Annotated in this window: 15 protein-coding genes; 8 read left to right on the top strand and 7 right to left on the bottom strand. The window is 72.9% G+C overall.

Annotation, left to right across the window (positions count from 1 at the left end; all coding sequences use genetic code 11):
• Positions 1 to 139 precede the first annotated feature (139 nt).
• Positions 140 to 325: a DUF5999 family protein gene (locus ACIQUR_RS21865; RefSeq protein ID WP_403666600.1), complete on the bottom strand. Its 186-nt coding sequence runs from the start codon at positions 323 to 325 to the stop codon at positions 140 to 142.
• 157 nt (positions 326 to 482) lie between these two features.
• Here ACIQUR_RS21865 and ACIQUR_RS21860 point away from each other — a divergent pair, with 157 nt between their 5' ends.
• Positions 483 to 941 (top strand): SRPBCC family protein, encoded by a 459-nt coding sequence (locus ACIQUR_RS21860; RefSeq protein WP_403666597.1) that lies wholly within the window; start codon positions 483 to 485, stop codon positions 939 to 941.
• Between the two features lie 64 nt (positions 942 to 1,005).
• Here the strand turns inward: ACIQUR_RS21860 and ACIQUR_RS21855 are convergent, their stop codons facing one another.
• Entirely contained in the window at positions 1,006 to 2,259 is a 1,254-nt protein-coding gene (locus ACIQUR_RS21855; RefSeq protein WP_403666594.1) for an acyl-CoA dehydrogenase family protein, read from the bottom strand.
• Positions 2,260 to 2,467: 208 nt separating this feature from the next.
• Here ACIQUR_RS21855 and ACIQUR_RS21850 point away from each other — a divergent pair, with 208 nt between their 5' ends.
• The gene (locus ACIQUR_RS21850) at positions 2,468 to 3,121 is read left to right on the top strand and encodes a TetR family transcriptional regulator (protein ID WP_403666591.1); all 654 of its coding nucleotides are present in this window, start codon (positions 2,468 to 2,470) and stop codon (positions 3,119 to 3,121) included.
• A 9-nt stretch (positions 3,122 to 3,130) separates the two neighbouring features.
• Here ACIQUR_RS21850 and def read toward each other — a convergent pair whose 3' ends face one another.
• Positions 3,131 to 3,673: a peptide deformylase gene (gene def / locus ACIQUR_RS21845; protein ID WP_403666587.1), complete on the bottom strand. Its 543-nt coding sequence runs from the start codon at positions 3,671 to 3,673 to the stop codon at positions 3,131 to 3,133.
• Between the two features lie 114 nt (positions 3,674 to 3,787).
• Between def and ACIQUR_RS21840 the strand changes: the two genes are divergently transcribed.
• From ACIQUR_RS21840 to ACIQUR_RS21815, 6 genes are all read left to right on the top strand, one after another.
• Positions 3,788 to 5,026: a MurT ligase domain-containing protein gene (locus tag ACIQUR_RS21840; protein ID WP_403666585.1), complete on the top strand. Its 1,239-nt coding sequence runs from the start codon at positions 3,788 to 3,790 to the stop codon at positions 5,024 to 5,026.
• A 21-nt stretch (positions 5,027 to 5,047) separates the two neighbouring features.
• A complete protein-coding gene (locus tag ACIQUR_RS21835; RefSeq protein ID WP_403666582.1) occupies positions 5,048 to 5,776 on the top strand; it encodes a type 1 glutamine amidotransferase in 729 nt (242 codons plus the stop codon).
• A gap of 260 nt (positions 5,777 to 6,036) precedes the next feature.
• On the top strand, positions 6,037 to 7,062 hold the full coding sequence (locus ACIQUR_RS21830; RefSeq protein ID WP_403666579.1) for a 6-phosphofructokinase: 1,026 nt from the start codon (positions 6,037 to 6,039) through the stop codon (positions 7,060 to 7,062).
• Positions 7,063 to 7,185: 123 nt separating this feature from the next.
• Entirely contained in the window at positions 7,186 to 8,145 is a 960-nt protein-coding gene (locus ACIQUR_RS21825; RefSeq protein ID WP_403666576.1) for a cytochrome c oxidase assembly protein, read from the top strand.
• Between the two features lie 81 nt (positions 8,146 to 8,226).
• A complete protein-coding gene (locus tag ACIQUR_RS21820; protein ID WP_403666574.1) occupies positions 8,227 to 8,385 on the top strand; it encodes a hypothetical protein in 159 nt (52 codons plus the stop codon).
• 117 nt (positions 8,386 to 8,502) lie between these two features.
• On the top strand, positions 8,503 to 9,210 hold the full coding sequence (locus ACIQUR_RS21815) for a lysophospholipid acyltransferase family protein (RefSeq protein WP_403666571.1): 708 nt from the start codon (positions 8,503 to 8,505) through the stop codon (positions 9,208 to 9,210).
• Between the two features lie 57 nt (positions 9,211 to 9,267).
• On the opposite strand, the gene ACIQUR_RS21810 is transcribed toward ACIQUR_RS21815, so the two are convergent.
• From ACIQUR_RS21810 to ACIQUR_RS21795, 4 genes are all read right to left on the bottom strand, one after another.
• Positions 9,268 to 10,881, bottom strand: a complete 1,614-nt coding sequence (locus tag ACIQUR_RS21810) for an alpha/beta hydrolase (RefSeq protein WP_403667212.1) — start codon at positions 10,879 to 10,881, stop codon at positions 9,268 to 9,270.
• Positions 10,882 to 11,117: 236 nt separating this feature from the next.
• Positions 11,118 to 11,888: an urease accessory protein UreD gene (locus tag ACIQUR_RS21805; protein WP_403666569.1), complete on the bottom strand. Its 771-nt coding sequence runs from the start codon at positions 11,886 to 11,888 to the stop codon at positions 11,118 to 11,120.
• Positions 11,885 to 12,574: an urease accessory protein UreG gene (gene ureG, locus ACIQUR_RS21800; RefSeq protein ID WP_403666566.1), complete on the bottom strand. Its 690-nt coding sequence runs from the start codon at positions 12,572 to 12,574 to the stop codon at positions 11,885 to 11,887. Before ureG ends, ACIQUR_RS21805 begins: the two co-directional genes overlap by 4 nt.
• Positions 12,575 to 12,634: 60 nt before the next feature.
• Positions 12,635 to 13,381, bottom strand: coding sequence for an urease accessory protein UreF (locus ACIQUR_RS21795; RefSeq protein ID WP_403666563.1), 747 nt, complete (start codon positions 13,379 to 13,381; stop codon positions 12,635 to 12,637).
• Positions 13,382 to 13,388 lie beyond the last annotated feature (7 nt).

Here is a 13,388-nt window from a genome sequence, read left to right as displayed (position 1 = left end):
GAGGGGTCTGCCCGACGGTGTGCGCAGGTCCAGGTCTCGGGGCGCGGGCTTGGGGGCGGGTTTGCGTATCTGGGTCTGGCGCATGGGATCTCCCTCTCGGCACAGACGGGGGTCTTGGGATGGGCGGGCGTCGGCCGGCTCAGACGAGGACCGGACGGCGCGGCTGTACCGCGCGGCCGTCGGGGAGCTGTTCTCCGGTGTCGTCGAAGAGGACGACGCCGTTGCAGAGCAGGCTCCAGCCCTGTTCCGGATGGAAGGCCACGGTGCGGGCCGCGTCGCGGTCGGCGCTGTCGGCACTCGGACAGGGTGGCTGGTGGTTACACATGGCGCACCTCCTCGCTCTGTGGCGGCGGAGGGCCGGGTGGTCAGTGCGGGCCTGGCCGCCATCCACGGTGGCGAGGAGTATTACTGATCAGCGGTGCCGGACGGAACCCGTATTCGACGTTCGTCTCACGGACCGGATGGAGTTTTACGATCGGTTCATGTCTCTTATCCGGATTGTGCGCACCGCCCCCGTGCCGCCCGCCGAGGCGTGGCTGCGGGTCACCGACTGGCCACGCCACGCTGCGCAGATGCCCTTCACACGGATCGTGAGGGAGACGGCGCCGCCCACGCGGGAGGGCACGGTGTTCACCGCGCGCACCGGGGTGGGCCGGCTGGCGCTCGACGACCCGATGGAGGTGGTCGGCTGGGTGCCGCCGGCGGACGGGACGGCGGGGCGCTGCCGGCTGGTGAAGCGCGGGCGCGTGGTGCTGGGCTGGGCGGAGATCGAGGTGCGGCCGGCCGGGGACGGGAGCGGGGGCGCCGAGGTGGTGTGGCTGGAGGAGGTACGGCTGCGGGGCGTCCCGCGGTTGCTGGACGCCCCGGTGGCCCTGGCCGGCCGGGCGCTCTTCGGCAGGGCCCTCGACCGCCTGCTGGACGGCACGGGTCCGACACCCTGACCGACCGGGTGCCCGGGGCGCAGCCCCGAGGGGTCCGCCCCGCCCACGACCGCCCCGCGCCGCGCTAGCGGATCGGCATGCCGGAGAGGGTGCGGGCGATGACCAGGCGCTGGATCTCGCTGGTGCCCTCGAAGATGGTGTAGATCGCGCTGTCCCGGTGCATGCGCTCCACCGGGTACTCGCGGGTGTAGCCGTTGCCCCCGAGGATCTGGACCGCCTGTGCGGTGACCTTCTTGGCGACCTCGCTCGCGAAGAGCTTGGACATCGAGCCCTCGGCGGAGGTGAACGGCCTGCCGGCGGTCGCCATCCAGGAGGCGCGCCACACCAGGAGGCGGGCGGCGTCGATCTGGGTGCGCATGTCGGCGAGCTGGAAGGCGACGCCCTGGTTGTCGATGATCGGGCGGCCGAACTGGGTTCGGTTCATGGCGTAGTCGAGGGCGACCTCGTACGCGGCCCGGGCGGTGCCGACGGCCATGGCGCCCACGGCGGGGCGGGAGGCCTCGAAGGTGGCCATGGCGGCGTTCTTCACCCTCCCCCGGCTACCGCTGGAAGATGCCCCCACGCCATCGGCCCTGGCGCGCTCGCGGGCCCGGGCGAGGCGCTCGTCGAGCTTCTCCTTGCCGCCGAGCAGGCAGGAGCCGGGGACGCGGACGTCCTCCAGGACGACCTCGGCGGTGTGGGAGGCGCGGATGCCGTGCTTCTTGAACTTCTGGCCCTGGGAGAGGCCGGGGGTGCCGGGCGGGACGATGAAGGAGGCGTGACCCTTGGTGCCCAGCTCGGGGTCGACGACCGCGACGACGATGTGGACGTTGGCGATGCCGCCGTTGGTGGCCCAGGTCTTGGTGCCGTTGAGCACCCACTCGTCCTTGGCCTGGTCGTAGACGGCGCGGGTGCGCATGGAGCCGACGTCGGAGCCGGCGTCGGGCTCGGAGGAGCAGAAGGCGGCCACCTTGACGTCGTCGGGGGTGCCGTACATCTGCGGGATCCAGGTGCCGATCTGCTCCTCGGTGCCGTTGGCGACGACGCCGATGGCGGCGAGGCCGGTGCCGACGATCGACAGCGCGATGCCCGCGTCGCCCCAGAAGAGCTCCTCCATGGCCATCGGGATGCCGAGGCCGGTGGGGTCGAAGAACTGCTGCGCGTAGAAGTCGAGGGAGTAGATGCCGACCTTGGCGGCCTCCTGGATCACCGGCCAGGGGGTCTCCTCGCGCTCGTCCCACTCGGCGGCGGCGGGGCGGATCACGTCGGCGGCGAAGCCGTGGAGCCAGTCGCGTACCTCCTTCTGGTCGTCGTTGAGCTCCATGGTGAACTCCGCCATGTCCCCTCCTGGCTGTACGCTCGAACCGGGCCGTGCCCTTACTTCCGGTAACCGCGCGGCGACAAGGCTTGTTACCTGCGGTAACAGCAGTCTGTTACTCGCCAGTAGGGCCTGTCAACCACCGTCGCCGATTCGGCTCCGGAGGCGGTCCTGGTGTTACGTTGCGCCTGCGTCACGCAATTCGTACGGGCGGGGAGATACACGCGTCATGGAGACCACCCAGCAGGCCGAACAGGCCGACCACCAGGCGGCGGCCGAGCGCAGGCGTCGGGAGCTGCTCGAAGCGGCCGACCGCGTCGTGCTGCGGGAGGGCCCCAAGGCCTCCATGAACGCCATCGCCGCCGAGGCGGGCATCACCAAGCCCATCCTCTACCGGCACTTCGGCGACAAGGCGGGGCTGTACCAGGCCCTCGCCGTCCGGCACACCGACGCCCTGCTGGACTCGCTGCGGGCCGCGCTGGACGCACCGACCGAGCGGCGCCGCCGGGTCGAGGCCACCCTCGACACGTACCTGGCCGCCATCGAGGCGCGCCCGCAGGTCTACCGCTTCCTGATGCACCCGGCCGAGGACTCGCACGCGGGCGAGCGCGGCTTCGACGTGGGCCTGCACTCCGCTCCCCTGCTGCGGCGGCTCGGCGAGGAGCTGGCCCAGGTCGTCGCGGAGCGGGTGGACCTCGGCCCCGGCGGCGAGCAGCTGGCGCGCATCTGGGGCCACGGCATCGTGGGCATGATGCACGCGGCCGGCGACTGGTGGCTCGGCGAGCGCCCGTGCGGCCGCGCGGAGCTGGTCTCGGGCCTCACCGACCTGCTGTGGGGCCGGCTGTCCACGGCCGGCAACCGGGCGGACGGCCCGGGCTTCTGAGCCGGCGGCTCAGGCGCGGCCCCAGGGCGCCCGGGCGATCTGCCGGCGCAGCCGCCGGGCCCGGAAGCCGGTGACGCGGTCCGCGTACACCGTGCCGTCGAGGTGGTCGCACTCGTGCTGCAGGCAGCGGGCGAAGAACCCGGTGCCCGCGACGCGGACCGGCCGGCCGTCGGTGGTGACCCCCTCGACGACGGCGTGGTCGAAGCGGACCGTCCCGGCCTCCAGGCCGGGCAGGGACAGGCAGCCCTCCGGGCCGCGCAGCTCGATCCCGCCCGTCTCGACCAGCCGGGGGTTGACGACGTGCCCCACGTGCCGGACATCATCGTCGTCGGGGCAGTCGTAGACGAACACCCGCTGGGGGACGCCGATCTGATTGGCCGCGAGTCCCACGCCCTGGTGGGCGTACATCGTGGCGAACATGTCCTCGACCAGCCGGTCGAGGGCGGGGCCGAACTCGGTGACCTCCGCGCACGCGGAGTGGAGCACCGGATCGCCCAGCAGGCTCATGGTGCGGACGAGACCGGAAGTGCCGGGGATCGGGCGCTGTCGCATGGCCGTAAGGGTACGTCGGGCGAATATATGAGGGATCCACAAGGGCGCCTGGTCGGGGCCCTGGCCGGATCTGGATAGGCTGAGCCCGGACCGACGCAAGGAGGAGCAGGGACGATGGCAGGCAACACGGAGCCGCTTTCGCCGCGGGCCAAGCTGGCCGTGACGGCGGGCAAGGCCGCGGCGGCGGTGTCGCGGGCCGCGGGGCGGGGCAGCGGATCGGTGATCGGAGGCAGGGTCGCGCTCAAGCTCGACCCCGATCTGCTGGGACGGCTCGCGCAGCACCTCGACGTCGTCCTCGTCTCGGCGACGAACGGCAAGACCACGACGACCCGGCTGATCGCGGAGGCCCTGCGGGCCAGCGGCCCGGTCGTCTCCAACGCGCTCGGCGCGAACATGCCCGCGGGCATCACCTCCGCCCTGGCGGGCGGCTCGGACGCCAAGTACGGCGTCATCGAGGTCGACGAGAAGTACCTGGCCGGCGTGGCCAAGGACACCACTCCCAAGGCGATCGCGCTGCTGAACCTCTCGCGCGACCAGCTCGACCGCGCCGCCGAGACCCGGATGCTGGCGGAGAAGTGGCGCGAGGGCCTGTCCGGCACCAAGGCCGTGGTCGTGGCGAACGCCGACGACCCGCTGATCGTGTGGGCCGCCTCCTCCTCCCCCAACGTGGTGTGGGTGGCCGCCGGCCAGGAGTGGAAGGACGACGCCTGGTCGTGCCCCTCCTGCGGCGGCGTGATGCAGCGCCCGGGCGACGACTGGTTCTGCGGCGAGTGCGGCTTCCGCCGCCCGACCCCGAGCTGGGCCCTCAGCGGCGACCACGTGCTCGACCCGCACGGCAGCGCCTGGCCCATCCACCTCCAGCTGCCCGGCCGCGCGAACAAGTCGAACGCCGCCACCTCGGCCGCCGTCGCCGCCGTCTTCGGCGTCCCGCCGCAGGTCGCGCTGGAGCGCATGTACCAGGTGCAGGCCGTGGCCGGCCGCTACGACGTGGTCGAGTTCCTGGGCCGGCAGGTGCGCCTGCTGCTCGCGAAGAACCCGGCGGGCTGGCTCGAAACGTTTTCCCTCATCGACCCGCCGCCGACTCCGGTGGTCCTCTCGGTGAACGCGCGCGGCGCCGACGGCACCGACACCTCCTGGCTGTGGGACGTCGACTACGGGCGCCTGGCCGGCCACCCGATCTTCGTGATCGGCGACCGCAAGCTGGACCTCGCGGTGCGCCTGGAGGTCGCGGGCGTGGACTTCCGGGTCTGCGAGACCCTCGACGAGGCCGTGCAGCTCGCGCCGCCCGGGCAGATCGAGCTCATCGCGAACTACACCGCCTTCCAGGACGTCCGCCGCCGCGTCGGCAACTAGCACCCTCAAGGACACATGAGCATGAGCGACAACAGCCTGCGTCTGGTGTGGGTCTACCCGGACCTGCTCAGCACGTACGGAGACCAGGGCAACGCCCTCGTCGTCGAGCGCCGCGCCCGCCAGCGGGGCCTGGACGTCCAGCGCCTCGACGTGCGCAGCGACCAGCCGGTGCCCACCTCCGGTGACATCTACCTGATCGGCGGCGGCGAGGACCGGCCCCAGCGGCTGGCCGCCGAGCGGCTGCTGCGCGACGGCGGCCTCCAGCGCGCGGTGTCCAACGGCGCGATCGTCTTCTCGGTGTGCGCCGGGTACCAGATCCTGGGCCAGGAGTTCGTCAACGACCAGGGCCGGCGCCAGGAGGGCCTGGGCCTGCTCGACGTGGTGACGGTGCGCGGCGAGGGCGAGCGGTGCGTCGGCGACGTCCTCGCGGACATCGACCCGAACCTGAACCTCCCGCAGCTGACCGGCTTCGAGAACCACCAGGGCGTCACGCACCTCGGCCCGACCGCCCGCCCGTTCGCCCGGGTCCGCCTGGGCCGGGGCAACGGCACCGGGGACGGCACCGAGGGCGCGTACAACGACACCGTCTTCGGCACGTACATGCACGGCCCCGTGATGGCCCGCAACCCGCAGATCGCGGACCTGCTGCTGAAGCTGGCCCTCGACGTGAACGCCCTGCCGCCGGTCGACGACCGCTGGTACGAGGCGCTGCGCGCCGAGCGCATCGCGGCGGCCACGCAGCCCGCCTGACCTGCCGGGCGGTCCGCCCGGACCGCGACGCGGCCCGACGGCCGGGACACCTCCAGGAGGCGTCCCGGCCGTCGGTCATTTCGCCCCAATTCGGATGCTCTTCTGGGCACCTCCACGCTCGTCGGAGTTTCCTCCAAATACACCTGACCGGAATCTGGAGCATGGTTCAGTCCAGCGCCGATCCGCTTGTAGGGTGGCGGTAGTTCCAACCGGACGACGTGGTCCGGTCGTCGGCCCACGTTGCAAAGGTTCTTCCTGCCATGCGCATTGGTGTGCTCACTTCCGGCGGCGACTGCCCCGGTCTGAACGCCGTCATCCGCTCCGTCGTCCACCGCGCCGTCGTCGACCACGGCGACGAGGTCATCGGCTTCCACGACGGGTGGAAGGGCCTGCTGGAGGGCGACCACCGCAAGCTCGACCTGGACGCGGTCGCCGGCATCCTGGCCCGCGGCGGCACCATCCTCGGCTCCTCCCGGGTGCAGCCCGCGCACCTGCGCGACGGCGTGGAGCGGGCCCGCGGGCACGTCGCGGACCTCGGCCTCGACGCCATCATCCCGATCGGCGGCGAGGGCACCCTCAAGGCGGCGAACCTGCTCTCGCAGGCCGGCCTGCCCATCGTCGGCGTGCCGAAGACCATCGACAACGACATCTCCTCGACCGACGTCACCTTCGGCTTCGACACCGCCGTGGGCGTGGCCACCGAGGCGCTCGACCGCCTCAAGACCACCGCCGAGTCGCACCAGCGGGTGATGGTCGTCGAGGTGATGGGCCGCCACACCGGCTGGATCGCCCTGCACTCGGGCATGGCCGCCGGCGCCCACGCCATCGTCGTGCCGGAGCGTCCCTTCGACATCGAGGAGCTCACGAAGATCGTCGGTGAGCGCTTCTCCGCCGGGAAGCGGTTCGCGATCGTCGTCGTCGCCGAGGGCGCCAAGCCGCTGGAGGGCACGATGGAGTTCGCCTCGGGCGGTACGGACATCTACGGCCACGAGCGCTTCGCGGGCATCGGCAACATCCTCGCCGTCGAGCTGGAGCGCCGCCTGGGCAAGGAGGCGCGGCCGGTCATCCTGGGCCACGTGCAGCGCGGCGGCACGCCCACCGCGTACGACCGGGTGCTCGCCACCCGCTTCGGCTGGCACGCGGTGGAGGCCGCCCACCGCGGCGAGTTCGGCATGCTGACCGCGCTGCGCGGCACCGAGATCGAGATGGTGCCGCTGGCGGACGCGACGGCCTCGCTGAAGACCGTCCCGGCCGAACGGTACGCCGAGGCGCAGAACGTACTGTGATGTGATCAACCCGTACAGACCCGCCCCCGGCCGCTCCGGCGTCCGGGGGCGGGTCTAGTGTGGTGGGGCACCACAGGCACCACCACGCGGGCCCCACGAGGGCCCACCTCCAGGAGTGAACACATGGACCACAGCGGGCACGGCATGGACGGCATGACCATGGACCTCCCGCCGTTCACCCTGGGGCGGGGGCTGGAGTTCTCCTCCGACCCCTTCTTCCTGGTCGCCTGCCTGCTGGGGCTCGGCCTCTACGGGTGGGGCGTGCTCCGGCTGCGCCGCCGCGGGGACGCCTGGCCGGCCGGCCGCACCGTCGCGTGGGCGGCCGGCGTGCTGAGCGTGGCGCTGGTGATGAACACCATGCTGAACGACTACGGCATGGTGATGTTCAGCGTCCACATGGTGCAGCACATGGTCATCTCGATGCTGTCGCCGATCCTGCTGCTGCTGGGCGCGCCGATGACGCTGGCGCTGCGGGCGCTGCCGCCGGCCGGGCGGGGCCGCAGGGGTCCGCGCGAGCTGCTGCTGATGCTGCTGCACAGCCGGTACATGCGGGTGATCACCCACCCGGTGTTCACGATCCCGATGTTCATCGCCTCGCTGTACGGCCTGTACTTCACGCCGCTGTTCGACTTCCTGATGGGCAGCAAGGCCGGGCACATCGCGATGATGGTGCACTTCCTGATGGTGGGCCTGGTGTTCTTCTGGCCGATCATGGGCGTGGACCCGGGCCCGCACCGCCCGGGCTACATCATGCGGATGCTGGAGCTGTTCGCCGGCATGCCGTTCCACGCCTTCTTCGGCATCGCGCTGATGATGGCGAGCGAGCCGATGGTCGGCACGTACGCGAACCCGCCGGCCTCCCTGGGCATCGACGCCCTGTCCGACCAGACGGCGGCCGGCGGCATCGCCTGGGCGTTCAGCGAGATCCCCTCGGTGCTGGTGCTGATCGCGCTGATCTTCCAGTGGTACCGCTCGGAGCAGCGCCAGGCCAAGCGGGCCGACCGCGCCGCCGACCGGGACGGCGACAAGGAGCTGGAGGCGTACAACGCGTACCTGGCCTCGCTCCAGACGCGCGGCCGCTGACCGCTCCCGGGGACCCGGCGGGACGAGCCGGCCGGGCCGCGCCGGTAGCGCATCCGGCGGTCCAGGCCCCACGATGGTGGTATGTCCGGATCCTTGAAGGCGATGGCCGTGCTCCTCGTGGGGGCCCTCGTGGTGATCTCCGCCTACTCGGCCACCATCGGCAGCAACGGGTGGCTCTGGTTCGCGTGGATCGTCCTGGCCCTCCTGACGGCGGGCGTGGCCGCCTCGCGCAGCGCCTGACCCGCCGCCCCCGCCCCGGCCGGCCACCGGGTGGTGCCACCCCGTGTCGCCGGGTGCTTACCCTGCGCGGTCCCCGCTCTTAGAGTGGTCGCTTCCGGGCCGTTAGGGGGCTACCGCGTGTTCTACCACCTGCTCAAGCACGTCCTGCTGGGGCCGCTGCTGCGGCTGCTGTTCCGTCCGCGCATCGAGGGACTGGAGAACATTCCGGAGGAGGGTGCGGCGATCGTGGCGGGCAACCACCTGTCGTTCTCCGACCACTTCCTGATGCCCGCGATCCTCAAGCGCCGGATCACCTTCCTGGCCAAGGCCGAGTACTTCACGGGCCCCGGGGTCAAGGGCCGGCTGACGGCGGCGTTCTTCCGCAGCGCGGGGCAGATCCCGGTGGACCGGTCGGGCAAGGAGGCCGGGCAGGCCGCGATCCGCGAGGGGCTCGGGGTGCTGGCCAAGGGCGAGTTGCTGGGGATCTACCCCGAGGGCACCCGCTCGCACGACGGGCGGCTGTACAAGGGGAAGGTCGGGGTGGCCGCGATGGCCCTCACGGCGGGGGTGCCGGTGGTCCCGTGCGCGATGGTCGGCACCTTCGAGATCCAGCCGCCCGGCCAGGTCGTGCCGCGGATCCGGCGGGTCACCATCCGGTTCGGGGAGCCGCTGGACTTCTCCCGCTACGCCGGGATGGAAGGCGAGAAGGCGGTGCTGCGGGCGGTCACCGACGAGATCATGTACGCGATCCTCGGCCTGTCGGGGCAGGAATACGTCGACCGGTACGCGACCGTCGTCAAGGCCGAGGCCGAGGAGGCGAAGAAGGCCCAGCGCAGGTCGCGCTGAGCCTTCCTCACGTATCACGGGCCGCCGGGCGTCCGGTCCGGACGCCCGGGTCCGGTGTTAGCGGACGGCCGGCAGGTCGGCGCCGGCCAGGGCCTTGGCCTCGGCGCGGGCCTTGGCGGCGGAGGGCACCACCGGAGCGGCGTGCGGGGCGCAGGTCACGTCGCGCACGTCGATCTTGCCGTTGAGCAGGTAGTCGTCCACGCGGCTGTTGATGCAGGGGTTCACCAGACCGGTGACACCGTGCGAGCCGGCACCCTTCTCGGTGATCAGGCGCGAGCCGGCGAGGCGCTTGTGCAGCTCGACGGCACCCTCGTACGGGGTGGCCGCGTCACGGGTGGCCTGGACGATCAGGACGGCGGGGAGACCGCTGTTGACCTTCACCTCGACCGGGGTGGACTGCTTGGCACCCCAGGTGGCGCAGGGGAGGTTCATCCAGGCGTTCGCCCAGGTCATGAACGGGTAGTCCTTGTGGAGCTTGGTGTTGTCGCGGTTCCAGACGCTCCAGGCGGTGGGCCACTTGGCGTCGGCGCACTCGACGGCGGTGTAGACGGCGTTGCCGTTCTCCGCGGCCTTGTTGCCGGCGATGTCCGTCATGTCCGCGGCGGCCGCGTCGATGAGGCCCTGCTTGTTGCCCGCCACGTAGTCGGCCCAGGTCTGGGCGACCGGCACCCAGGCGGAGTCGTAGTACGGGGCGCTCTGGAAGAAGCCGATCAGCTCGGCCGGACCGACCTTGCCGCCGAGCGGGGCCTTCTTGGCCTCGGCGCGGAGCTTCAGCCACTGGGCCTCGACCTTGGCGGAGGTGTCGCCGAGGTGGAAGGTGGCGTCGTTCTTCGCGACCCACTTCTTCCAGTCGTTCCAGCGCATCTGGAAGGCGACGTCCTGGTCCAGGTTGGCCTGGTACCAGATCTTCTCCTTCGACGGGTTCACGACGCTGTCGACGATCATGCGGCGCACGTGCGTCGGGAACAGCTCCGCGTAGACGGCGCCGATGTAGGTGCCGTACGAGACGCCGAGGAAGTTGAGCTTCTTCTCGCCGAGGGCGGCGCGGATCACGTCGATGTCGCGCGCGGTGTTCGGCGTGGTCATGTGCGGCAGCATCCAGCCGCTGCGCTCCTTGCAGCCGTCCGCGTACTCGGCGGCGAGCTTGCGCTGGGCGCGCTTGTCGGCCTCGGTGTCCGGGACCGGGTCCATCTTCGGGCCCTTGACGAACTCCTGCGGGTCGATGCAGGAGATCGGGGTGGAGTGGCCCACACCGCGCGGGTCGAAGCCCACGAAGTCGTACGCCTTCGAGGTGTTCACCCACAGCGGGGCCTTGGTGGTCACCCGGCGCGGGAAGCGCATGCCGGAACCGCCGGGGCCGCCGGGGTTGTAGAGGAGGGCGCCCTGGCGCTCGGCCTTGGTGCCGGTGTTGCCGATGCGGTCGACGGCGAGCTCGATCTGCTTGCCGTACGGCTTGGTGTAGTCCAGCGGGACCTTGACGAAGCCGCACTGGATCGGGGCCTCGAAGCCCCAGTCGGCCGGACAGGCCTTCCAGTCGATGCCCTTGCGGGCGGCGCGGGCGGCGGCGATCGCCGTGCCACGCGCCGCGGAGGTGGTCGTTCCGCTCTGGGTCTGGGTGTCGGCCGCGGCCGACGGTGCCACGAAGGCACCCGCGATGAGCGTGCCCGCCATCAGAGTGCCCGCGCTGCCGAGCACCGCTGTGCGTATCACGTGTAAGTCCCCCTGCGTCATGTGCGACCGTTTTGTGGCCGTCTTGTGTCTGACTGCAGATGGATCCTGTCGTCTGTGAGGTCCCCGGCAACAGGGTGGCGGGCCGTTCTTTACCAACCCGATAACCGGACCGACGTGTACCGCTGAGCGGTACGGCAGTTGACGCCCCCGGCCCGGCAGGCGTCGGCGGTCCTGCGTCAGCCGGCGTACGTGCGGCAGGCCTCGTCCAGCAGCCGCCGCAGCCGCAGCCCGTCCGCGGCCAGCACGGTGACCAGCACCGCGGGCCCGGCGAGCGGGGTGACGGCGGCGGACTCGCCGAGCAGGGCCGGCGCGGGCGGAGCGGTGGCGAACTCGGGCCGCACGACGAGCAGCTGCCCCAGTGCCCGGTGCCCGCCGAGGACCGCGGGGCCGTCCCAGCCGCCGGGGGCGCCCGGCCCGCAGGACAGTTCCTGGTCCAGCAGCGGCCGGCCGCCCAGCGTGGCCGTGAGCCTGCCGGTGAGCAGCCCGGACGGCTCACCCGCACGGCCCAGTACCTGCTCCTCGCGCAGCAGCAGGCGCGCGGTGGGGGCCAGTTCGGCGCGGGTGGTGGCGTACAGCCGGCTGCCGCGCACGGAGACCAGGGGCTCGGGGAGCCACTGGAGCGCCGCCCCGTCGGCCACCTCCAGGCGCACGTCGTAGCGGGCGGGCGCACCGGTGCGGCCGGGGAGGGCGAGGGTGGCCGCGGCGGACGTGACGGTGAGGTCGGCGCCCGGGCCGACGGTGGCCTCGACCGCGAGGTGGTCGCCGCCCAGCGGGGCGCTCATGGCGCCGACCAGGGTGACGCGGGCGCCGGTGCCGGCGGAGCGGGTGCGGCGGAGCGCCAGGGGGCCCTCACCGTGGAGTTCGGGCAGCGCGGTGCCGCCGCGCCCGTCGGCGGTCGCGGTGATCCGGGCGGTGGCGCGGATGCCGGGGGCGGCGGGCGCGGTCATGCGGCGAGGGCGGTCCAGGCGGCCAGCCGCTCCCGTACCCAGGCCGCGACGGGGGCCACGCCGTCCTCGGCGGCCAGCGAGGTGAAGGCCACCGGGAGTTCACCTCGCTGGGCCCGGGCGTCCTCGGCCATCCGGCCGAGGTCGGAGCCGACGTGCGGGGCGAGGTCGGTCTTGTTGACCACGAGGAGGTCGGAGGTGGTGACGCCGGGCCCGCCCTTGCGCGGGATGTCGTCCCCGCCCGCCACGTCGATCACGAAGATCTGCGCGTCGACCAGGCCCTTGGAGAAGGTGGCCGTGAGGTTGTCCCCGCCGGACTCCACCAGCACCAGGTCCAGCGGGCCGACCGCGTCCTCCAGGTCCTCCACCGCCTCCAGGTTGGCGGAGATGTCGTCGCGGATGGCGGTGTGCGGGCAGGCTCCCGTCTCCACGGCGGCGATCCGCTCGGGCGGCAGCACGGCGGCGCGCAGCAGGAAGTCGGCGTCCTCGCGCGTGTAGATGTCGTTGGTGACCACCGCGAGGGAGAACTCCTCGCGCAGCGCCCGGCAGAGGGCGGCGACGGTGGCGGTCTTGCCCGAACCGACCGGGCCGCCCAGCCCGATGCGCAGGGCGCGGCGCCGGCCGTCGCGCACAGGCGGGGCGCTGTGGGTGTGGCGCGGGGGGTAGGTCTCGGCGTGGTCCAGGTGCATGGGTGCTCCAGGTCGGGTGGGGCGGGTGGCGGGGGTGCCGGCCGGGGGACGGCGGTGCGGTCAGGAGGCGAACAGCCGTACCGGCCAGGCGGCGTGGGCCTGCGCGCCGATCTCCAGCAGGGGCGAGGACGCGGCCGGCAGTGCGCCGGTGCCGGCGTCGCGGGCGTGGAGGGCGGCGGCCGTGGCGCGTTCGGCGACCTCGTCGAGTACGGGGGTGAGCCGGGCCAGGACGGCGGTGGCCTCGAACGGGTCGAGGCCGAGCAGCCGTACGGTCGCGGTGGCCGGTCCGCCGGTGCTCTCGTACGCGGCCACGTGGGCGGCGTCGAGCGGGCCGAGCCCGGCGGCGTGGGCGGCCAGTCCCAGGGCCACCGGCTGGTGGGCGCCCCGGGGGTACGCGGCCGCCAGCGCCTCCAGTCCCGGGTCACCGGGCCAGACGGTCCGGGCGGCCCGGGTGAGCTGCCGGCCCAGGCGGCGGGCGGTGGCCCGGAGGGCGGGCGCGGGGGTACGGGCGTCCGCCGCGGCGTCGAGCTCCGCGGGGTCGGTCCCCAGCGCGGCGGCGGCCGCGAGGGCGGCGGCGACGAGCCCCGCGGTGTGGAGCCGGCCCCGGCAGAAGTCCTCCAGGGTGGCGGCGTCCCGGATCCGTCCTGCCGTGACCGCTGCCTCGGCGCCCCCGGAGTGGGCGTGGCCGCCCGCCGGGAACCGCCCGTCCGCGAGCAGCAGGAGGGCGGCCCGGCCGCCCGCGGGTGCGGTCGGCAGGGGCTCGGGCGGGGGCGCGGCGGCGGACCGGGCCGTGGCGGTGGTCGTCATTCGGGTC

The sequence above is a fragment of the Streptomyces sp. NPDC101132 genome (genome assembly GCF_044759225.1).
Lineage (GTDB): Bacteria > Actinomycetota > Actinomycetes > Streptomycetales > Streptomycetaceae > Streptomyces.
Note: the sequence above shows the minus strand (reverse complement) of the source record. Positions and strands in the feature narration are given on the sequence as shown.